The following is a 20,496-nucleotide window of genomic DNA, read 5'->3' on the forward strand; positions in this document are numbered from 1 at the left end:
AACTGCCCGCTTATTTTACCTTAAATCAATAACTAACCCTATAGGATTATTTTCCTTGTGCCCATTTTAAGAAACGAGCTTGAGTTTCTTTATCTGCCTGTTGATACCAATATTGCAACATTTGTTCTGCAACATTTTCACCTTGAACAGTAATTTTCGCTTTAGTCGCTTTTGCGCCTGCTGCAGTTGGAATCGCTGCCGGCATACTGACTGAAACTAAATTAGGTACAGCTGCCACACCTTGGGAGGCATTGTATTCTGCTAAGTCTTCCACAATACGGGTATCAGGAAAAATACCGGTTTGTTTAAGAATATCCTGTTTACTTGCCACAGTTTGATCTGCACTGGTTTTTACTACAATTTTTGGATCTTTAGCAAACATATTTGCGTTACGCATATTATCTAAACGCGGTGCGCTAATCACTAAATCCTGATTGCCTGCTTGGAAAGTTACAATAATAGGATCAGATTCAAATAGCGTTTTATCTGAACCGTTATCAACTACTTCAGATACACGAACAACAACTTGGTGTTTGTTGTTATCATTGATATTGAAACTGTTTTGAGATTTTGTAAGAGAGGATTTTGCTTTTTCACCATCAATGGCAAGAAGAGAAATGTTTGGTGTTACGGTTACAGTTGCTGCCAAACTGCTCATTGAAACAGTTGCGGCGACACAGGCCAATGCAAAACGTGATAATTTCATGTACACTCCTAGTAAAAGTTAAAGCGAGTTTAAGAAGTCATTATCTTATGCCATTTCTTTTCAAAAGAACATAAAAATTTGGAGGGTTTCGTATGAAAACACAACAATTTATCGTTTATGGTCATGTTCAATGCGTTGGTTTTCGTTATTTTACTTACCGCGAAGCGCAACGTTTAGGTATTTTCGGTTGGGTCAAAAATCAAAATGACGGTAGCGTTGCCGTGTTGGCACAAGGCACGGAACAACAACTTGCTGCCTTTCAACAGTGGCTACAAAAAGGTCCGAAAACTGCTAATGTTTCCCATTTGGAATGTTTTCCGATAACGGAGCAAGAAGCTTTAGAAGAGTTTCGTATTTTGCACTAATTAACGCTCACTTTACTTAATTGGCGATCTTTCCATTTATTAATTATCACAGCAAAGATAAAAAGTATAGCTTGGGTCAATACAATCGTTGCGCCAGTTGCACTATCAAGATGATAACTGATGATAATTCCGCCAATATTGGATAATAATGCGCTTCCTATCGCAATCAATAACATTGTAGAAAAACGTTTACTTAACAGATATGCAGTGATTCCCGGTGAAATTAGCATTGCTACTACCAAAATCACGCCAACGATCTGCATTGCCAGCACGATTGACAAAGATAATAACGACAACAAACCATAATGCAAAAAAGTAGTATTTAATCCCATCACTTTTGCCTGCACAGGATCAAAACAATAAAGCAACAAATCACGCCATTTACTATAAATCAGCACTAAAATCACCGCTCCAATCACTAGCATTTGCCACATCTGTCGACGATCAATGCCCAAAATATCACCAAATAAAATATGAGTAAGATGTTGATTAGTCTGTACCTGACCGAACAAAACCAAGCCGAAAGCAAACATTCCAGAAAATACAATGCCCATAATAGTGTCTTCTTTCAAACGTGCGTGATTTTTCAAAAAACCGATACTACTAGCACAACCAATTCCAGCTAGAAAAGCGCCTAACGTCAATGGTAAATTAAAGATAAAAGCCAACACAATACCTGGCAAAACTGCATGTGAAATAGCATCTCCCATCAATGCCCAACCTTTTAATACCAAATAACAAGACAATACTGCACAGATTGTCGCAATCATTAAAGCAGTTATCAATGAAACCTGCATAAAGGGATATGAAATTGATTCAATTAACCAAGCCAACATTGTGATCTCCTAATGTTTCCGGCTAACGTGATAATAACGTTGCGTAAAAAAGCCGTATTTCGGCGAAAAAGCAAAAGCCAACAAAAACAGTAATGTTTGTAGAGTAACAATAATGCCACCGGTTGCTCCGTTCAGATAAAAACTTAAATAAGCCCCCAAACCACTAGTGAAAAAGCCGAAAGCAACCGCAATTTTCAGCAAAATTTTAAATTTATAGGTTAAGAGATAAGCTGTCGCTCCCGGCGTCACCACCATTGCGATTACTAAGATCGCACCAACGGTTTGCAAAGCTGCAACTATGCAAGCACTCAACAAAGTAAAAAACAGTACTTTTAATGCTATTGGGTTTAATCCACTCGCCTTCGCTTGAATTTCATCAAAAAAGACAAGTAATAAATCTTTCCAAAACAGCAATAACAAAATAAAACTGACCGTCAGAATTATCACAACTTGCCATACATCACTGTCAGCAATACCCAAAATATTACCAAGAATAATACTTTCTACATCCACCGAAGTAGGATTTAATGAAATCACAAATAACCCCAAAGCCAAAAAGGTGGTAAAAATAAAGCCGATAATGGCATCTTCACGCAATGGGGTAATCGCCTTTATCCATAAAATCGCCACTGCTGCCAAAATACCGGAAAAAAACGCACCAATCGCATACGGTAATGACAACGCATAAGCAATCGCCACGCCAGGCACTACCGAATGCGACAAAGCATCTCCGATCAATGACCAACCTTTTAACATTAAATAAGCAGATAAAAAGGCACATACGCTGCCAATCGCCGCACTAACCCAAATCGCTTTAAACATATAATCATATTGAAACGGCTGTATCAGCAGATCCCACATATTATTTTCCTTTTTTACGATTGAATAATGTTGCCGGCGGCTCATTTTTTGTTTTACCATAAAACACCGCTGCCTTTTCATCATCTGTTAACACAGTCACCGCTCGTTCATCACCGTCTTCGTGTAAATGTTCGCTGTGCAACTTGATATATCGCAACACACCACTGAACACTTTTTCCAGATTTTCCTGCGTAAAAGTGGTTGCCGTCGCACCACTGGCAATAACAGTTCGATTAATCATTACCACCTGATCACAATAATCCGGCACGCTACCTAAATTATGTGTTGACACCAAAATTAAACGCCCCTCCTTGCGTAACTGCTGTAACAGATTAATAATAGCTACTTCTGTTTGCACATCTACACCAGTAAAAGGCTCATCCAACAAAATAATCTGGCTTTGCTGAGCTAATGCTCTCGCTAGGAACACCCGTTTTTTCTGACCACCAGAAAGCTCTCCAATTTGGCGATTTTTTAAATGGGTAATATCCATTCTTGCCATCGCCTGTTCAACTGCGACTTTATCTGTTGCTTTTGCCATACGCAAAAAATTCATATGTGCATAACGCCCTTGCATTACCACATCGTAAACAGAAATCGGGAATTGCCAATCCACCTCTTCACTTTGTGGCACATAAGCGACAAGATGTTGCTTCAGTGCTTGTTTAACACTTTTATCACATAATCTAATCTGCCCTTGTTGTGGTGTAATTAACCCCATAATGCTTTTAAACAGTGTTGATTTTCCACTGCCGTTTACCCCAATTAAGGCACAAATGGTACCGCCTTCAAGATGAAAAGACATCTGTTGAATCGACGTATGTCCGTTGTTATAACGTACACTAATATTATCAACTACCAAAGAAGCTAAATCAGTCATTCTGTTTAAATCCTTTTGTTATTGTATTAACTGTGACTGTCAATAAATCAAGAAACGTCGGCACCGCACCATCCGGCTGCGAAAGTGAGTCAACATAAAGCACCCCACCATAATTCGCACCAGTTTCTTTCGCAATCTGTTTTGCCGGCTTATCGGAAATGGTGCTTTCACTAAAAATTACCGGCAATCGATGTTTACGCATCTGTTCGATAACGTGACGAATTTGCTGCGGAGAGCCTTGTTGTTCAGCATTAATCGGCCACAAATATAATTCAGAAAAGCCATAATCTTTAGCTAAATAACTAAATGCGCCTTCACTGGTGACTAACCAACGTTTTTCTGTAGGAATAAAAGCCAACTGCCGTTGAAATTGCTTATCTAATTCAATCAGTTTTTGTCGATAAACCGCTGCATTATGGTTGTAATTATCTTGATGTTGCGGATCATATTTCACCAATGCTTGACGAATATTCTCCACATAAATCATTGCATTTTTCGGCGACATCCAAGCGTGCGGATTGGCAAAACCTTGATAAGGCCCTTCGTAAATGGACAAAGGTTCAACCCCTTCACTAACAATTACACTAGGCACATTAGGCAAATTATTGAAAAAACGCTCAAACCACTGTTCCAAATGCAAACCGTTCCATAAAATCAACTGCGCATCCTGTGCTTTAACAATATCTTTTGGTGTCGGCTGATAATTATGAATATCTGCACCCGGCTTAGTAATCGACTCCACAATAGCACTGTCACCGGCAACATTTTGTGCAATATCCCGAATAATAGTAAATGAAGTAATCACTTTAAACGGTTTCGCCATTGCTAGTGGTGCAATCAACAAAAAAATCAATAATAATGCTTTTCTTAACACCTCATTTCTCCTTATCTTCAGATTAACTTTCACTATCCTACCACAACGATTTCTATTTGAGAATAATTCTCAACTACAAACATTTCGCTGGCTTAGGCAAACCTGCTAATTTTGTTGCCTGTTTTGCCGGCCCATCAGGAAATAAACGCTGTAAATAACGGCTATTCCCTTTGTCTTCTCCCAATTTCTGCGCCATTGCTTTAACTAACATCCGGATAGCTGGCGAAGTTTTATATTCTTGATAAAAATCACGCACAAAATGGATCACTTCCCAATGAGCTTCAGTCAATGTCAATGCTTCACGCTCTGCCAATATTTCAGCCAAAGCGGGAGTCCAATCCTCACTATTTAATAAATAACCCTGTGCATCCAATTCAATTTTTTTACCGTTAAAATCTAACTGTGCCATAATATTCCTCTGTTTTTTAGTTATTGTACAAAATTCTATGTTCAATAATGGATTAAATTACCTATCGTTACAATTTACAAGCCATAAAAAAACCGCATCGATTGATGCGGTTTCTATTACTCACTTAATATTAATCACGATTAGCGGATAAGATATTGAGCAAGCTGACAAAAATGTTATAAAGCGAAACATAAATGCTGACTGTTGCGCGAATATAATTGGTTTCTCCACCGTGAATAATATTACTGGTTTCCAATAAAATAGCGCCACTTGAGAACACAATAAATAAGGCACTAATCGCTAAATGCAATGCCGGAAGATTAAAAATCAAACCAGCAATCATACCAACAACTAACACAATAAAAAGCGAAAACATCATACCGGAAAGGAACGACATATCTTTTTTCGTTGTTAAAACATATGCTGAACAAGCAAAAAAGACTAATGCTGTACCACCTAATGCAGTAACAACAAGATCACCTAATCCTTGGCTGACATAAATATTTAAAATCGGCCCTAAGGTATACCCTAAAAATCCGGTAAAAGCGAATGTAGCTAAAATACCTAAACCGCTGTTGGCGAATTTATAAGTTAAAAATAACAAACCATAAAATCCGACCAACATCACAATTAACCCCGGATATGGCAAATTAAACGCCATTGATAAATAAGCGGTTAACGCGGAAAACGCAATTGTTAACGCCAATAAAAAATATGTGTTACGCAATACACGATTGGTACTCAACACTGAAGAAGCGCTTTCTCGGGTATCAATAACAATTTTTTGTTGCATAAAGTTCAGTCTCCTTAACTATCCAAAAATAACCTGATAACGGTAATAATTTCAACATTAAAAGTCAATCAAAATAGGTGTAAGAAAAGCATAAAGTGTAAAAAAAGCACATAAAGCTCAAAAAGCGTGCTATCAAACCTATTTTTACAAATTTTTATTTACTCGCTCTCTGAACTATACTATATTTCACATCGCTGAAAACAAGCTATCCTGCGGAGGAATGGTCGAGTGGTTGAAGGCACCGGTCTTGAAAACCGGCGAGGATTTACGTCCTCCAAGAGTTCGAATCTCTTTTCCTCCGCCATCCTTTTCATATTATCTCAGATAATCCTTAATATTCTCCTTTTTATTATTAAACTTTATTCAAAGTTTCCGTTGTCTATTCTTCTTTCTTGAACAAGATAAAACCATAAACAAGACTAAATTTCATAAAAAACTCCGCTAGAAACGGAGTTTAGATACAAACAGTTGTTAACATCACAACATCACTCGTTGTGCTATTGCATCGGCAAACTTACCGATACTAATAGCAAAGTAATAAGATTTATTCCAGTCCATAATGGTTTTAAAATTCTGAGATACTAAAAATGCCCGTCCTGCCAAGCCGTTTGGCAACACTAACCAAACCGGATCGGATTGAAGCTTCGCCAATGCCTGTTGTGAAAATCGATCCTGTGGCACAACAATACCACGTTTTAACCAATCACTTACAGATTTGGCTTTATGCTTTTCCACTCCACTTAATGAAGGATCAATCCTAGTAGAAAGCTGAACTTCAACGCCCCACGGCAATTTATCATTCCAACCAACAGTAGCTAAATAATTAGCGATAGAGGCAAACGCATCATAATAATTTGTCCAAATATCAGCGATACCATCACCATCACCGTCTTTGGCATAACTTAAATATGAACTTGGCATAAATTGCGTTTGTCCCATTGCGCCTGCCCACGATCCTTTCATCTGTTCACGCTCAATATGACCTCGATCAATAATTTCCAACGCTTTAATAAATTCCGGTGCAAACAGTGATTCTCGTCTGCCTTCAAAGGCTAATGTTGCCAATACAGACAGTACATCAAAATTACCTTGATAACGTCCGAAGCTGCTTTCCATTCCCCACAATGCCACCAAATATTGTGGTTGCACACCAAAACGGTGACTGGCAGTCATTATTTCTTGATTCTGTTCGCTGAAATAACGCACTGCCAACGCAATTTTATTCATTGTCAGCACTTTATTAAGATAATTGGTCACACCGTTTGGATTAGGTTGATTAGGTTTAGCTGTACGCTTACGCCCTGCCTGCTGTTGATCCAATTCTATTGAACGTTCAACAAAACGGATATTTTGTTGAGAATATGCCACATTGGCATCAACGCCCTGTTTTACCGCCTGTTGGCGCAGATAATCGACATATTGATCAAAGTTAGCAACAGAGCGTGGCTGGGAATAATTAACATCGGATGGCGTTTTATTAGTGGAACTGCCACAACCTACCAATGCTAAGGTGAGAACGGTGAGTACTGCTTTTTTGAACATTTTGCTTGATTATATTGTTAGAAAATTGGGGTGTTATTGTAATGCATTATGGTGAGGATGTTAATGTTTTGGTTTTGTATTGAGGCTTAGATTTCGCCCTAAAGAGCGACCCCATTTTACTGCGGCTGCGCCTTGCACTTCGTGCCGTTGCTAAAGCAACGTTCAACCCGTAGGGTTGTCTTTGCTTGCCCAAAGAGAATGGGGAAAGCACTCTGAGCGCTTGCTTTTCCTCATTCTGGTCAGATTTTCTGGATGGTAAAAAAACAGATTTTTAAATATTTGACTGTTTTTAGTCATAAAAAATCTGCACCTCTGTGTGTTGGATAATCAGTCCAACTTTAGGGTGCAGATCAAAAGTGGGAATAGTTTTTTATCAATCGTAATAAATATTGTAAGTCATCTTGGCTGATATTGTTCCACCTTTTGGTGTTTTATTTGGTAATTTACGATAATAAACCTCATAACGATGCTTAGGCTTTTGATTAATAGTTAATGCCTCCTGATTAAATGAGTAAAAACCTGCCGCTTGATCTCCTGTTGGCTTATTAAAAAAATCACCGTTTGCTATTAAAGGTTGTCTATAAGTTAAATACTGTTTAGTAACTGAATCTTTTACACTTAATACAGTGTATGTATTAGCGGTTTCAGGTGAATGTAATCGTCCAATTGCCCCAACAGACGGTAGCGTGCCTGTATTTTCTGGAAAAAGAGCATCAGTAAAGAGAATATAAGCATTTTTTACACTTCCTCCGGGGCAATTAAGCCCAATATCAAAAGTTTTACCTAGCACTTCGTCATTCTCATTAAGTTCTTTTACAGTCACATCTTTTAGTTTAACCGTTTGGTTATTATCTTCCAGTGTACAAGTTCGAGCAAAACTAAAGGTTGCCTCATTCGCGGAGGTAACTTTTATCATAGAGAATGAGTTATATTTATAAGCCCTATTATCATTAGCTTGATAATCCGCTACGGTATTACCTGATGTCGTTTTATCCACACATAACATCGTAATGATTGCCAAAGGCGTGTTTGCCGGAATAGAAATATCTGCTGGCGTTGAATTATAGAGAAAAGTATCTTTTAGCTTTAGTCTTAAATCAAAAATCAGTGATTCTCCTCTGTCAACAATGGCAAATTGATATGGACCTGTACCGTCAATGGTTACTAGATGATTATTTACTTCCAGTAATCTTCTTTCAAAATACTGACTATTTTTATCTTGTGTATCAAAATATTTAATTTCTAGCCAAAATCGATCCGTTGAATTCGTTACACCGGAGCGTCTCTTACAGTAGTCTCCCGCCATTATTTCACCTATATTCCAACGATAAACCACCTCATTATAACCAACACGATTATAATTAGCGCTAATATATTTTTCTTGTGTTGGTACTCCACTTGGTCCTCCAACATCTATCCCTTCAAATGTATAGGCAAAAGAAAATGATGGTTTAAACAAAATCACCAAAGCCATCATTGATATAAACCAATGAATTATTTTCCCTTTCATTTTTTCCCCTTTTAATAAAACTGGCATTGTATTGGCACGATAAGTAATTTACCGTCTTCTTGTTCTGGTAACTGATAATTTGCTCGACAGTGATGTCCATCCCAACTGAGATGAAGCTCACCTTTTTCAGCAATACCTCTGGTATAAATTTTGCCACCTTGTGCAACAACGCCAATAGATTTCTCATTTTGATCAAATACTTCTGTTCCTAATGGTGGCAATTGTTCTTTGTTTTCGATTTCAAAGAACACGGATGAGCCTGCTGTGGTTGCAAAATTAATTAAAAGTGCTTGGTTAGCACGAGGAATCACTTGTTGCTCGGTCGCAGCTAATTCAACAGAACTCGGCAAATTATTGCCATCTAAACCTATATAATTGATAGTATATGGTTCAACATATGGCACGATACCATTACCAAAATAATCAATTTCATTACCTATTGCGCTATTAATCAACGCACCTTTTGCACCTTTGGCGTGAATAATCGCAAAGTTGTCACCTAAATCATTGGATAATGTAATGCCTTTTGGATGAGCTACAACAGCTCCAGAAGCACCAACAGACATTTGTTGATTACCTTTATTACTACGACTCCATGAACCATTAAGACGGGCAAAAGAACTAGAATAGGTGTTACTAAAAGCAATTGAACTAACATCACTTTGTTGTTGCTTACTGACAGAGAGAGTATAGGTATAACGCTGTTGTTCACCCAATGTACCAGATAATGACGTATAGGCAGAATAGCCATCCTTAACGCTATGGCTAATATCTTGTGAAAGATAAGAGCCATTCGCGTTATCACCTAATGGTAATGATAGAGAAAGATAAATTCGTTTATCATTGTTGCCATCATTATTAATTGATTGAGAAAATGACAGACTATAATTTAATTTCTTGTAATTATTGCTATAGCCAATTTGGTATTCATTGCGTTTTTGCTTAGTTCCCCAATAGGTAAACGTACTTCCAGTAATATAAGCACCACCCCATCCGTCTTTAAATGTTTGACTTACAGATACCTGAAATTGATTTTTTGGGCGATAGCTATTCAATGATAAATTCAGTCCGTTTTCGTAAGCAAATTTCCGTTCATTTGCTAAAATGACATCTTGTAAACTGAAGTAATCGCGTGATAAATAACGATATGCAGCTAAAGTAACGTTTGTATTTGTTGGTTCGATATGCGTGTTATAACTAAAATAAAGATTGTATCCCTTAAATTTTTGATCAAGATTATGAAAAGTTGCATTAGAGAGCGTTGCATTTGCCGCAAATGCTCCAATCGGCGTATTAAAAGAAAGACCTAACAGCTCAGAATGGTAATCTTTAGACAGGATCGCCCCAAGATTCAATGTTAAATTATTAGTTAAACCATACTGCCAAGTGGCTTGTGCAACATTTGTATCAAAAACAACATTACCATAACGATAACGTCCAGCAGCAATTTGATAACGGCTATAGCCTGGACGAATTAATTGTGCTGCCGCCGTATAAGGAACAGTAAAAGTGCGTTTTTCTCCATTTGCTTCTAAAATTTCTACTTGAATATCGCCACCATACCCTGTTGGAAAGAGATCATCAATTGAAAATGCCCCAGGAGGAACAGACACTTCTCGCAATAAATTGCCATTTTGCCGTATGCTGACAACAGCATTGCTATTCGCAACGCCACGAATAACGGGAGCATAACCGCGTTCAGAACTAGCCAACATTCTATCATCAGATGCTAACTTTATTCCACGCAGTGATAAACTATCCATCAAAACGCCATTAGTATATAAATCACCGATAGTTAATTGCCCACGAAGTGCGGCAACATCGTGTTGTAAGTAAGTAGCGATCCGTTGGTAATGAGAATCTTGTTGTGGACTCCAACTCATAGCCCCACGATGACGTAATGCCCAACCAAACAAGTTTATACCTGACTCAATGCCTAGATAGCTTTGATAAAAATTTTGATCACTGTATTGGTAGCGATAATGGCTAGCGTTGTAACGTAAAAATGCTACAGGAATACCATCTTGCCATTGTGCAGGTGAGATATAACCTTTTGGACGTTGCACAACTAGAGCCTGAGCAATATCCACATCTAATCGCAATTGCCCAGCATCAAAATTTACTTTTGCCTCTGGCACTTGTGGTGCAAATAAGCGACATTGCTTAACTTGATGAGTTTTACCTGAAAACGCAGCAGATTTTAAATCTAATAATGTTAACAACGTTGGTGTAGCACAAAGTCCGATAGATTTTTGATCAGGAAGCTCCACAAATTGTAAAGTGATACGCCCACGTAACTCATTATTTACATAAACATCCGCAAGATATTCACCAGCAGGAATGGGATTCCCATAACTGAATCGTTGAATATCAATATTTTTTTGAGCTTCACTGCCGTATAAGAAGCCAGGGTCAAATTCAACGTAGTCACTAGCATAACTATTGATGCAACAACTACTAAATAGCACCAATGATATATAGCTACGTCTAAATTTTGTTAAGGGTAAGAAAATATTTCGCATAATCATTAGGCATTAATGTTGTAATGGGCTGCTTCCAAGTGAATCACTACCATAGTCATTAAGAATATCCCATTGTACAGTAGTATCTTTTCCTGAAGGAACTTTGTTCAATTCAAAAACAGCTTTAGAAAACGGTGCAATCATATTAGCTCGTGAGGTTTTAGCCATATTTTTCCCTTGACCGACACCCGCACCGACATAGGTAATGTAATATGGCGTTGGATTATCCACTTGTAATTGTTTACCTTTTAATTGCCATTTTACTTTGGTGTAAGCTTCTGATGGTGAAAGAGGAAGATTCGCAGGGCGGTAAAATAGCTTAATACGGCTGCGTAATGCAATTTGTAAATAATTTTTGCTCTTATCTTTTGGTGATGGTGGAATATCTAACACATTTAAATAAAAAAGTGATTCCCGATCTGAGGGCAATGATCCCCCTGTATAAATTAAACGCAATGTCTGACCTTTATTCCCATCAACACGAGAAATAGGCGGTGTAATCACAAAGGGCGTTTGAATTTTTTCTGGTGGTGTATTAGCATCACCATCATCAATCCAAGCTTGCACTAATGAAGGTGAGTCGCCTACATTGGTTAATTGAACACTCACATTTTTGGCATCAGACGGATAAATTACCCGCGTGCCTGTAATAACAATATTTGCTGTCGAGGAAGAAGCCCAGAAAGCAGCCAATATAAAAATCGTAGCAAATCTTTTTTTTAACATAAACATCCGCCAACAAATACAAAGATGATAAAAAATCGGGCAGAATATCTGCCCGAAAAAGAACTAGAACATAGATTATTCGTATGCGATCATATAATCAACTTGACCTTTAACATTACCAGCAGTAACACTATTAGTTTCTGCATAATAACGTGCTTTATATTGTAAAGTCGCAGACCCAGTTGGTGAAGAGCCACTTATTGCTACAGTTTTAGAGCCTTGTGCAGTAGCTGATTTAGAAATATCAATTACATTAGTGTTATCGGAAGCATTATTAGCAATTTGAACAGTCACGCCAGTGGCTGGAGTATCAGTGGCTTTATTAACTAAACGCCCTTCTGCACTCACTTTTTGAGGCTCATTAATAAAGGCAGCATAAATTTTTTCGTTAGTAGCAAATGCTCCGCCTCCTGTTTTACTACAATTTGTTAGTTTAATTTCAAATGGAGTATCCATTGCGGTAGCACCTTGGTTAGGCAATGCAGATTTAGAAATTGTAGCTAAGGTAACAGTAATATCAGGAGTGCCTTCATTAATTGTACAAGTAGTATCCACAATTTTACCGTTGATAGTAATAGTGCCTCTTTGTGCTGGTGGATCATCCGCAAACGCACCTTGTGCCGATAAGCCTAAACCAGCGGTAATTAAAGTTGTTAAAAGTAATTTTTTCATTTTTTCAAATACTCCTTCAGGATTAAGTTAATTTACGTAGGAGTATACATAAGTTTTTAGGGGGGGGGGCAAGTAAATTTTACTAAAGAAATGTAAATTTACACGTAAGGATAGAAATATTTAAAAACACCTTTCAAATAAACTCAATATAATCAATATGTTAGCTTGTATAAACAGAAAATTTAATATCACTACTCCATTTGGGCGTAAACAATATAAATAAAGAAAAAAGCAAAAGAGTTGAATGCTCTGATCCCGAAAAGTTTGGCTATTGTTTTAAGGACTGAATTCTATATTGAACAGGACTCAGTCCATTTAATGTTAATTAAATTCTGTTTTCATTGTAATAACGAACATATTCTTTGATAACAAATTCCAGTTCTTCAATGCTTTCGAAGGTGTTGTTATAAAAACATTTCACCTTCATCCGACCAAAGAAACTTTCCATAGCAGCATTATCTAAACAATTTTCTTTCCTCGACATATTCAGCACAATATTGTGCTGAGTGGGTTGTGTTGCGGAAGAATTAACTAATTTTTAAGTGTTTTCAAGAGATTTTCTACCGGCGGAGGCATCTGTAAGTAGAATCCATTTTGCTCAATCTGCTCTTTAACATTTTGATTATCTGTATGAATTAATTTCTTTTTTCCGTCTAAATTGAACAACATCACAAATTGAGGTGTCCCAAAAGCGTTTAATAATGACTCAGGTACTGATGAAAAATCATCTCTTTTTTCAATATAAAGATACATTCCATCTTTTCTGCGACTTTTATAAATAGCACACAACATTGTTATACCTCATTCTGACTATGGCAAAATACTCCCCAATAATTGGCGCTGACATCATCATTAAGCCAAAAATTACCTGTAAGCAGGTTATAGTGATATCCTTTCAATTGCTGACAAGCTAATCCAACTTGGTCGCAATAAGCCAATAATTCCGCTGGTTTAATAAATTTTTCATAATCGTGGGTACCTTGAGGTAACATTTTCAAAACATATTCCGCACCAATCACTACTAATGCCCAAGCTTTCAAAGTGCGATTAATGGTGGACATAAACAATACTCCATCAGGTTTTAATAACTCCCGACAACTACGAATAATTGAGAGCGGATCAGGAACGTGTTCCAACATCTCCATACAAGTAATTACATCAAATTTTTCTGCTTGAAGTTGTTGATGTTGCTGTAAAAAATCCTCAATTGTAGATTGCTGATAATCGATTATTAAATTATTGTCTTGTGCGTGTTGTTTGGCAACGGCAAGTGGCTGTGGGCTCATATCAATACCGGTTACGTTTGCGCCGGATTTTGCCATACTTTCAGATAAAATACCGCCACCACAACCAACATCCAGCACTTTTTTCCCATTCAACCCATTGCTGTGTTGCAAAATATAATTCAAACGCAAAGGGTTTAATTGATGAATTGGTTTAAAATCACCATTTAAATCCCACCAACTCGCCGCCATTTTGGAAAATTTATCCAATTCTTGCTGATCTATATTTTTATTTTCCGAATTTAGCTGTTGCATATTTATCTCCCTTTACTTAGCCCATTGGTTATTATCCAACATCATATCCGCTAAAGTAACTCTTTGTTTGAATTTTAATATTTGCTGTCTTAATTCATCATTATCATTACTTATAGACAACTGCTTCTGTTCTAAAAAAGTAGCTGTTCCGGCAGGACTGATCATACCAATAATTTGTCCGTTACTGACAAATAATGTCGGTGCAGTTGTTTTTGGATGTAATAAAGATTGTCCGAAAGTAGATATCGGCGTATCAATACCCAATAAATCCAACATTGTTGGAAATAAATCATATTGTGAAGCAAATTGAGATTCTCTTTTTGCCGGTAAACTGCCATCCGGTGAATAAACAATCAAAGGAATATGAAACTGCTCTTTTAAATTTTCTGAAGGTAATGAATTTAATGTATGATCCGCAGTAAAAATAAAAATAGTATTTTGATACCAAGGCTGTTTTTCGGCTGCTTTCATAAATTGTTCCAATGACCAATCAGAATAACGAAGAGTATTTAAAAAACCATTTTCATTAGATTGATCATGCGGATAAATATGAAACTCTTCACCAGCATCAGCAAAAGGTTCGTGTGTAGATCCAGTAAATAAAAAAGCAAAAAAAGGTTTACTTTCTGGTGTTTCATTTAATTTATTTAATAAAAATTGTAGGCTATCATAATCCCAGCCGAAATGTGGTGGTTCCTGTGGATATTTTTTTATAATAGGAACATCTTCCTTGCCATAATATTCTTGGAATCCAAGAACATTAGCAATACTGTTTACATTGAAAGATCTACGGTTGGATGTCTGCATCATAATAGTGCGATACTGATGATCATTTAATATTTTACCAATCCTACTTATCTTATTTAATTCTAATCCAAAACCCAATACCGGATGATTATTTAATGCTGGTACAGACGATAGAACTGCTTGAATACCAATAATACTCCTTTTCCCTGCAGCATAATAATTATCCCAAACTATTGATTTTTCAATTAATGAATCGATAAAAGGTGTAACATTATAATTACGATGTGCCAAACCATCAATATATTTATAACTCCAACTTTCCAGTAAAATAAAAACTATATTTTTATAATTTTCTTTCTCATTTGATTGGAATAAAAACACATCATCTCTAAAAGAGATTTGATCTTTTTCTTTATCCGTTAATAAATTTATTGGTCCTAATTTTTCTTGCTTACGGAACTGCTTCCACACAACAAATGGACTATTTAAAACTAGATTAGCTTGTGAAGCTGATATTGTATTCTCGAAAGCATCCGCATAACTAATTGGTCTACCTTGAATAATCATTCCTCGTGCTAGCCAAAAACAAAAAATAAGAAAAGAAGTTCCCAATAAAATGCGAGAAAATATAGAACTCGAATTCAAATTTACACTATTTTTTAATGGATAAATAATAAAAGCAATATAACTTAATATTATCATCCCTAATATAATAAATCCTGAAATGGTGTATAGTAAACGTGATTTAAAAGCAACATCAAAAAGAAAACCTATATCTTTATTAACTAAAAAAATTTCTCTACCCAAATGACGATACACTTCACCAAAATAAGCCAAATCTATCAAAGAAATGATAGAAAAAACAATAAAAAAAATTAGTGAAAAATAAGATAAAACCTTTTGAAATCTTAAAGAACCAATTATAGAAAAAGGTAATATGCTAATTAATAAAATAGGAGACAAGAAAATAACACTAATATTAAGATCAAATCTAATTCCATACAAAAAAGATTGTAATAGCTCTTTTATACTAATCTGATCAAGAAAATAATCTGGATATAATCCAATAAATAATAATCGAAAAAATAAAAATAAAAAAATTGAAAAAATAAGTAATTTTACTGGTAGCTTTAATTGCTGCATCTATTAAGTCCTAATTAAATAATACTGTTTGCAATAAGGTGGCTAATTTTTTATATCCAATAGGATTAAAATGCAATCCATCAGAAGTGAATGCTAAGTCTAATTGATGATATTGATCCTGCAAAACACTGTTCACATCAACCAATGTAATATTTTTATCAGAAAAATAATCTCTCAATTGCTGATTAAAATCATCAATCATCTTACTGTTAACTTCTCGTTTAAAAGCAACATAACTTACTTCCATTAAATAGATTCGACTTTCTGCATTAATTTTTCTCAAATATTGCACTGTTTGATCCAACCAATAAAGCGTATCTTCTGCGTGCCAACCAACACGAAACATTTCATTAATACCTAAAAATATTAAGGTATCTTTTCCTAACCCTTTTATTAATTGCTTCTGTAAAATTAGTTCAACATATTGTTGAGTGGTAATGCCGCCGATGCCTAAATTGTTCACTTCAATATTATTTAACTGTTCAATTTGCCAATAATCCCAAAGAGAATGCCCTACCAATGTAATATCGGAAATACGATTAAAATCTTTAGATTTTTCTCTTATTCTACGTTGAACATTTAATAAAGAAGTTTGATTTTTTATTCTTAATTGCAAAATTGCTTTTACCCATTCATATTCAAAGCTATCTTCAATAAATAATGATCCTTCTTTATCCATCATATAAGTTTGAATATTCACCAACTTATTTAACGTATTAAATGGCAATCGATACAAATAAATTGAATGATTTTCCTGTTTTCTAGGATCAATAGAATATAAATAATCTGTTTCCTGCTGTTCGAATAATCGGCAACATTGCTCGATCTGTTCGGTTTTGCGTAGAGGTGTTTCAGGCATTAAAATCACAGCATAATCATTCTGTTTTGCCATTGGATCTAATTGTTGCCAAATAGTCAATAATGCTTGTACTGAACAAATCGGCTTCTCCACTTTAAAAACATCGATAGGGTAAGTTTTTAAAGCATCTTTATATTGTTGTTTATCAGTAATAACAATAATTCGTTCAAAACATTTTGCTGCCAATGCTGATTCTATGCTATAACCGGCAACCAATTTACCTTCCAGCATCAACACATTTTTATTAATTAAATTTTCTGATGAAAATACCGGAATTAATGCCACTTTTTTCATTTTTATTCCTAAATTTTTCTTAATAATTTATAAACTTTCCCTAATAGTTTTCCCGGTAAAATTCGGGTAAATGCACGCACAAAAAATACTGCTAATGCGCCGATTGGATTCTGTACACCTAATTTTATTTTTAATTTGGCTAATTTCCATTCACTCTTAAAATATTGCATACCACGACGACGATTATACATATTTTGCCCTGCTCGCATTTTAATTAAAATATCAGGCAAATTATGTGCAATATAACCGGCACTTAAAAAACGTAACCATAAATTATAATCTTCTAAAAATAGGTGATGCTGATAACCGCCTACTGCTTGAATTGCTGATTTTTTATATGCCAATGCCATATGGTTGAACGGGCTGCGCACCGGTGCCATTTTTTTGATATCTGCATCTTCAACCGGCACACGGCGAATTGAAGTAACTCCCGGATTAGCCTCATCAAATTCCTCGATTTGTCCACCAACCATAGACACCTCCGGATGGGCTTCGATATAAGCAACCTGTTTCGCAAAACGATCTTGAACACACAGATCATCAGTATCCATCCGGAATACCCATTCATTGCTGCACTCTATCAATCCAGCATTTAGCGCTTTACCTAAACCTACATTCTCTGGTAGCGGCACAATCTTAATCGGTAATTTCTGTTGCCATTCATCAACACAATCTTGCAACTGCTGCGGTATCTGCCCATCAAACACTAAAACAATTTCACTCGCCGGAACAGTTTGTACCGCTAAACTAGCAAAACATTGAGACAAATATTCCGCTTTTTCTTTATAATACAAAGACATCAAAACTGAAAACTTCATTAAAAACTCCTTCACACTCAGTGTGAACGTTGTAAAACTTGCTGATATACATCCATTAATTGTTGTATATGATGTTCAATAGAAAACCCTTTTTCCGACATAATATGAGCATAGTCCTCACGCTTCTGATTCTGTTGCATCACACTAATTGCATCAATCCATTGATCAATATTTTCTATTGAATAAAACTGAACTAAATCGGTAATAGCCACTTCGTTTGTAACTCGATCACTGATCAAATTAGGTAGTCCGTTACATTGTGCTTCCAACACGGAAAGTGGAAACCCTTCAAAAAAAGAGGGTAATAAAAAAAGGTCAAATATATTTAATAATTGCGGTACATCCTGACGAAAACCTAAAAAGACAACTTTATCTTGTAATTTATGCTTTTGCACCCATTGCTTGCACTCATTTTCTCCAGCACCGACACCAATTAAAAACAATTTATAATTTTCCGTTCTTTTCGCTAATATTGAAATTAAATTTAATAAAAAATGATGATTTTTAACAGGTTCAAAATTACCAATATGCCCTAAAACAATAGTATTATCAGATAAATTAAATTGATTACGTAATAATGCTCTAATATCTGCTTTAAAAACAAATTTATTACAATCAATCGCATTATAAATAATTTTATAATGCTGATTTTTAAATAAAAATTCTCCTGCTACCCGACTGCACGCAATTCGATCTGTCACTAATGGTTTTGTTAATGAATAAAATAAACGATTAATTAAGGCTTTAATCTTACTCCCCGAAGGCTGACTGCTGTGTGAATGCAAAATACGTCCTATATGTTTCTGTTTTGCACAATAAAAATGCATAAAAGATAAATAAGGATTATGTGCGTGGACTAAATCAAAATGATATTGTTGATAAAGCTGCTTGGTTGCTTTCCATAATTTTCCGGTAATTAAATTTTTAATTGAAAACATTGGTAGATGATGAAAAACCACACTTGGATTAACTGCTAAAATTTGATTTTCAAATTCGACAAATCGCTGTGGCGCATAATAGCTAATATGCAAGACATAATTTCCTTGTGGGAAATTTTGCGCTACTGTTTTTAAATAACTACCTACTCCACCGTGTACTGCTATACCACAAAAATATAAGATATGTATTTTATTATTCTGCATTTTTCTCTGTTCCATTCGCTAATTCAGCAATATAAAAATAACCAAATAAAGCAATAAAACTCACCATCCCTTTAATCAATAAAATTAAATAAAGACTCAATAAAGCAAAATAAAGCATTGCTCTTGATGGTGTAATTGCCATTGTTTTAGCACACAAATAAGCGTACACAGCAATATTAATAACCACGCCAATAATTCCGGTTGCAAAAATAATCCTCAAATAACCGACATCCGTTCCCATATAATAAAGGCCGTCGACACTATTTTGTGCTAAATAAAATCCGTCACCAACCAACCAAGTTGTCAATGTTGTCGGTAGAATTTGATACATCTCCAATAGAATATCCGTTGATTCTGTTTCTAGTCCTTGTCCGGAAAATAGATTAATAAAGAGTTCTGCTGCAAAGTAGAATAATTTAGAATGCATTAAATCAATTCCAAGTAAATTATTTAATACAGCATAAAGGAACAATAATAACAATAGCAACACGCCCGGAATCAATAAGAAACAAAATAACGCCAATCGATAATAATTAATAAAGTAACGCTGAAAACAGAAAATTACTGCACCAATCGCAATACCGACAAGCACTGTTCTCGCTAACAGTAAACCGACTAAACTGATAAACGCAAATAAAATCAGATCACGAATAAATAAAATACGCTTTCTCCGTTTTGATAAACGGAAACTCAATAAAATTAAAGTGAAGGCATAAATAATCCCTGCTCCAAAAAATTGTGTTCCAAAGCCGATAAATCGATTTCCTTGTTCCAATGAAGCAATGATTAAACCTCGACCTTCACTATATTTAATCAGAAACAATAATAATTGTTGCATAAAAGGCAATATATTGACGCCAATTGTCAATATTGACTGAATTACAACTGCAGTAATCCAGATAGAAGTTAATTTCTGGTAATCAACAGGTTGATAAATCCAAGTAGCAAAACAATAAAGAAAATAAGCAGCAAACAGATAAATAATAGGTGTTAATCCATTTTGGATTAAATAAGCAACTTCAAACCCACTAGGATTTAATAATTTTGCCGGCAATAATGAAAAGGCAAAAGGCACAAATAAAAAAGCTAGCGGCAGTACATTCACTGCGATACGCTCTCGGTTAATATAATTTTGGAATGCTAAATAAAGACCAATTACACCCATCGTAAATGATGGGTGCAATGGAATAAAATTATATTTGATATTAAATAACCAAGTGAGAAATAACCAATAAAATATAATTTTTCTCATTATTTCC

The 20,496-nt window shown here is 35.5% G+C and carries 20 protein-coding genes, 1 tRNA gene and 1 pseudogene; 2 read left to right on the forward strand and 20 right to left on the reverse strand.

The features are described 5' to 3' along the window. Positions 1–46 precede the first annotated feature (46 nt). The gene (locus JP36_RS08400) at positions 47–706 is read right to left on the reverse strand and encodes a curli polymerization inhibitor CsgI-related protein (protein WP_039173831.1); all 660 of its coding nucleotides are present in this window, start codon (positions 704–706) and stop codon (positions 47–49) included. Between the two features lie 92 nt (positions 707–798). On the opposite strand from JP36_RS08400, the gene JP36_RS08405 reads away from it, so the two are divergent. Next, on the forward strand, positions 799–1,071 hold the full coding sequence (locus JP36_RS08405) for an acylphosphatase (RefSeq protein WP_039135299.1): 273 nt from the start codon (positions 799–801) through the stop codon (positions 1,069–1,071). Here the strand turns inward: JP36_RS08405 and JP36_RS08410 are convergent. From JP36_RS08410 to JP36_RS08435, 6 genes are all read right to left on the reverse strand, one after another. Beyond that, complete coding sequence (locus tag JP36_RS08410) at positions 1,068–1,907, reverse strand: metal ABC transporter permease (RefSeq protein ID WP_039089467.1); 840 nt, start codon at positions 1,905–1,907, stop codon at positions 1,068–1,070. The two genes, JP36_RS08405 and JP36_RS08410, sit on opposite strands and share 4 nt — an antisense overlap. Positions 1,908–1,916: 9 nt before the next feature. Continuing rightward, positions 1,917–2,768 carry a metal ABC transporter permease gene (locus JP36_RS08415; RefSeq protein WP_039086362.1) on the reverse strand — a complete coding sequence of 284 codons (852 nt, stop codon included), beginning with the start codon at positions 2,766–2,768 and terminating at the stop codon, positions 1,917–1,919. A 1-nt stretch (position 2,769) separates the two neighbouring features. Then, positions 2,770–3,648 carry an ATP-binding cassette domain-containing protein gene (locus JP36_RS08420; RefSeq protein WP_021462219.1) on the reverse strand — a complete coding sequence of 293 codons (879 nt, stop codon included), beginning with the start codon at positions 3,646–3,648 and terminating at the stop codon, positions 2,770–2,772. After that, on the reverse strand, positions 3,641–4,471 hold the full coding sequence (locus tag JP36_RS08425; RefSeq protein ID WP_197494802.1) for a metal ABC transporter substrate-binding protein: 831 nt from the start codon (positions 4,469–4,471) through the stop codon (positions 3,641–3,643). The genes JP36_RS08420 and JP36_RS08425 overlap by 8 nt, the downstream gene beginning before the upstream one ends. Positions 4,472–4,595: 124 nt before the next feature. Further along, on the reverse strand, positions 4,596–4,931 hold the full coding sequence (locus JP36_RS08430) for a TusE/DsrC/DsvC family sulfur relay protein (RefSeq protein WP_018345889.1): 336 nt from the start codon (positions 4,929–4,931) through the stop codon (positions 4,596–4,598). 130 nt (positions 4,932–5,061) lie between these two features. Then, complete coding sequence (locus tag JP36_RS08435) at positions 5,062–5,724, reverse strand: Bax inhibitor-1 family protein (protein WP_039089462.1); 663 nt, start codon at positions 5,722–5,724, stop codon at positions 5,062–5,064. Between the two features lie 214 nt (positions 5,725–5,938). On the opposite strand from JP36_RS08435, the gene JP36_RS08440 reads away from it, so the two are divergent. Further along, positions 5,939–6,028: transfer RNA gene (locus tag JP36_RS08440), tRNA-Ser, on the forward strand. 173 nt (positions 6,029–6,201) lie between these two features. On the opposite strand, the gene JP36_RS08445 is transcribed toward JP36_RS08440, so the two are convergent. From JP36_RS08445 to JP36_RS08500, 13 genes and pseudogenes are all read right to left on the reverse strand, one after another. After that, a complete protein-coding gene (locus JP36_RS08445) occupies positions 6,202–7,266 on the reverse strand; it encodes a lytic murein transglycosylase (protein WP_039173833.1) in 1,065 nt (354 codons plus the stop codon). A gap of 373 nt (positions 7,267–7,639) precedes the next feature. Continuing rightward, complete coding sequence (locus JP36_RS08450) at positions 7,640–8,803, reverse strand: fimbrial protein (protein WP_230589039.1); 1,164 nt, start codon at positions 8,801–8,803, stop codon at positions 7,640–7,642. After that, entirely contained in the window at positions 8,788–11,298 is a 2,511-nt protein-coding gene (locus JP36_RS08455; RefSeq protein WP_039173835.1) for a fimbria/pilus outer membrane usher protein, read from the reverse strand. Before JP36_RS08455 ends, JP36_RS08450 begins: the two co-directional genes overlap by 16 nt. A gap of 12 nt (positions 11,299–11,310) precedes the next feature. Further along, a complete protein-coding gene (locus JP36_RS08460) occupies positions 11,311–12,024 on the reverse strand; it encodes a molecular chaperone (protein ID WP_039173837.1) in 714 nt (237 codons plus the stop codon). 75 nt (positions 12,025–12,099) lie between these two features. Next, complete coding sequence (locus JP36_RS08465; RefSeq protein WP_039173839.1) at positions 12,100–12,696, reverse strand: fimbrial protein; 597 nt, start codon at positions 12,694–12,696, stop codon at positions 12,100–12,102. A gap of 325 nt (positions 12,697–13,021) precedes the next feature. Continuing rightward, positions 13,022–13,183 (reverse strand): annotated as a pseudogene (locus JP36_RS11355) (IS3 family transposase); the annotation flags it as partial. Between the two features lie 44 nt (positions 13,184–13,227). After that, positions 13,228–13,488, reverse strand: coding sequence for a YcgL domain-containing protein (locus JP36_RS08470; RefSeq protein ID WP_013745120.1), 261 nt, complete (start codon positions 13,486–13,488; stop codon positions 13,228–13,230). Positions 13,489–13,490: 2 nt separating this feature from the next. Then, positions 13,491–14,234, reverse strand: coding sequence for a bifunctional 2-polyprenyl-6-hydroxyphenol methylase/3-demethylubiquinol 3-O-methyltransferase UbiG (gene ubiG / locus JP36_RS08475; RefSeq protein ID WP_039173841.1), 744 nt, complete (start codon positions 14,232–14,234; stop codon positions 13,491–13,493). Positions 14,235–14,246: 12 nt separating this feature from the next. After that, a complete protein-coding gene (locus JP36_RS08480) occupies positions 14,247–16,124 on the reverse strand; it encodes an LTA synthase family protein (protein WP_039173843.1) in 1,878 nt (625 codons plus the stop codon). A gap of 10 nt (positions 16,125–16,134) precedes the next feature. Beyond that, positions 16,135–17,277 carry a GDSL-type esterase/lipase family protein gene (locus tag JP36_RS08485; protein ID WP_039173845.1) on the reverse strand — a complete coding sequence of 381 codons (1,143 nt, stop codon included), beginning with the start codon at positions 17,275–17,277 and terminating at the stop codon, positions 16,135–16,137. A gap of 8 nt (positions 17,278–17,285) precedes the next feature. Next, positions 17,286–18,095: a glycosyltransferase gene (locus JP36_RS08490; RefSeq protein WP_039173846.1), complete on the reverse strand. Its 810-nt coding sequence runs from the start codon at positions 18,093–18,095 to the stop codon at positions 17,286–17,288. 17 nt (positions 18,096–18,112) lie between these two features. Further along, positions 18,113–19,237: a glycosyltransferase gene (locus JP36_RS08495; protein WP_039173848.1), complete on the reverse strand. Its 1,125-nt coding sequence runs from the start codon at positions 19,235–19,237 to the stop codon at positions 18,113–18,115. Continuing rightward, on the reverse strand, positions 19,227–20,489 hold the full coding sequence (locus JP36_RS08500; RefSeq protein WP_039173850.1) for a hypothetical protein: 1,263 nt from the start codon (positions 20,487–20,489) through the stop codon (positions 19,227–19,229). The genes JP36_RS08495 and JP36_RS08500 overlap by 11 nt, the downstream gene beginning before the upstream one ends. Between the last annotated feature and the right edge of the window lie 7 nt (positions 20,490–20,496).

Origin of the sequence: Gallibacterium genomosp. 1 (assembly GCF_000771875.1) — a bacterium.
Classification (GTDB): domain Bacteria; phylum Pseudomonadota; class Gammaproteobacteria; order Enterobacterales; family Pasteurellaceae; genus Gallibacterium.

What these genes read in the sequence shown, in the direction of transcription:
- JP36_RS08400 (WP_039173831.1), bottom strand. Translation starts at nt 706, where the DNA reads ATGAAATTATCACGTTTTGCATTGGCCTGTGTCGCCGCAACTGTTTCA.
- JP36_RS08405 (WP_039135299.1), top strand. Translation starts at nt 799, where the DNA reads ATGAAAACACAACAATTTATCGTTTATGGTCATGTTCAATGCGTTGGT.
- JP36_RS08410 (WP_039089467.1), bottom strand. Translation starts at nt 1,907, where the DNA reads ATGTTGGCTTGGTTAATTGAATCAATTTCATATCCCTTTATGCAGGTT.
- JP36_RS08415 (WP_039086362.1), bottom strand. Translation starts at nt 2,768, where the DNA reads ATGTGGGATCTGCTGATACAGCCGTTTCAATATGATTATATGTTTAAA.
- JP36_RS08420 (WP_021462219.1), bottom strand. Translation starts at nt 3,648, where the DNA reads ATGACTGATTTAGCTTCTTTGGTAGTTGATAATATTAGTGTACGTTAT.
- JP36_RS08425 (WP_197494802.1), bottom strand. Translation starts at nt 4,471, where the DNA reads ATGGCGAAACCGTTTAAAGTGATTACTTCATTTACTATTATTCGGGAT.
- JP36_RS08430 (WP_018345889.1), bottom strand. Translation starts at nt 4,931, where the DNA reads ATGGCACAGTTAGATTTTAACGGTAAAAAAATTGAATTGGATGCACAG.
- JP36_RS08435 (WP_039089462.1), bottom strand. Translation starts at nt 5,724, where the DNA reads ATGCAACAAAAAATTGTTATTGATACCCGAGAAAGCGCTTCTTCAGTG.
- JP36_RS08445 (WP_039173833.1), bottom strand. Translation starts at nt 7,266, where the DNA reads ATGTTCAAAAAAGCAGTACTCACCGTTCTCACCTTAGCATTGGTAGGT.
- JP36_RS08450 (WP_230589039.1), bottom strand. Translation starts at nt 8,803, where the DNA reads ATGCCAGTTTTATTAAAAGGGGAAAAAATGAAAGGGAAAATAATTCAT.
- JP36_RS08455 (WP_039173835.1), bottom strand. Translation starts at nt 11,298, where the DNA reads ATGCGAAATATTTTCTTACCCTTAACAAAATTTAGACGTAGCTATATA.
- JP36_RS08460 (WP_039173837.1), bottom strand. Translation starts at nt 12,024, where the DNA reads ATGTTAAAAAAAAGATTTGCTACGATTTTTATATTGGCTGCTTTCTGG.
- JP36_RS08465 (WP_039173839.1), bottom strand. Translation starts at nt 12,696, where the DNA reads ATGAAAAAATTACTTTTAACAACTTTAATTACCGCTGGTTTAGGCTTA.
- JP36_RS08470 (WP_013745120.1), bottom strand. Translation starts at nt 13,488, where the DNA reads ATGTTGTGTGCTATTTATAAAAGTCGCAGAAAAGATGGAATGTATCTT.
- ubiG (WP_039173841.1), bottom strand. Translation starts at nt 14,234, where the DNA reads ATGCAACAGCTAAATTCGGAAAATAAAAATATAGATCAGCAAGAATTG.
- JP36_RS08480 (WP_039173843.1), bottom strand. Translation starts at nt 16,124, where the DNA reads ATGCAGCAATTAAAGCTACCAGTAAAATTACTTATTTTTTCAATTTTT.
- JP36_RS08485 (WP_039173845.1), bottom strand. Translation starts at nt 17,277, where the DNA reads ATGAAAAAAGTGGCATTAATTCCGGTATTTTCATCAGAAAATTTAATT.
- JP36_RS08490 (WP_039173846.1), bottom strand. Translation starts at nt 18,095, where the DNA reads ATGAAGTTTTCAGTTTTGATGTCTTTGTATTATAAAGAAAAAGCGGAA.
- JP36_RS08495 (WP_039173848.1), bottom strand. Translation starts at nt 19,237, where the DNA reads ATGCAGAATAATAAAATACATATCTTATATTTTTGTGGTATAGCAGTA.
- JP36_RS08500 (WP_039173850.1), bottom strand. Translation starts at nt 20,489, where the DNA reads ATGAGAAAAATTATATTTTATTGGTTATTTCTCACTTGGTTATTTAAT.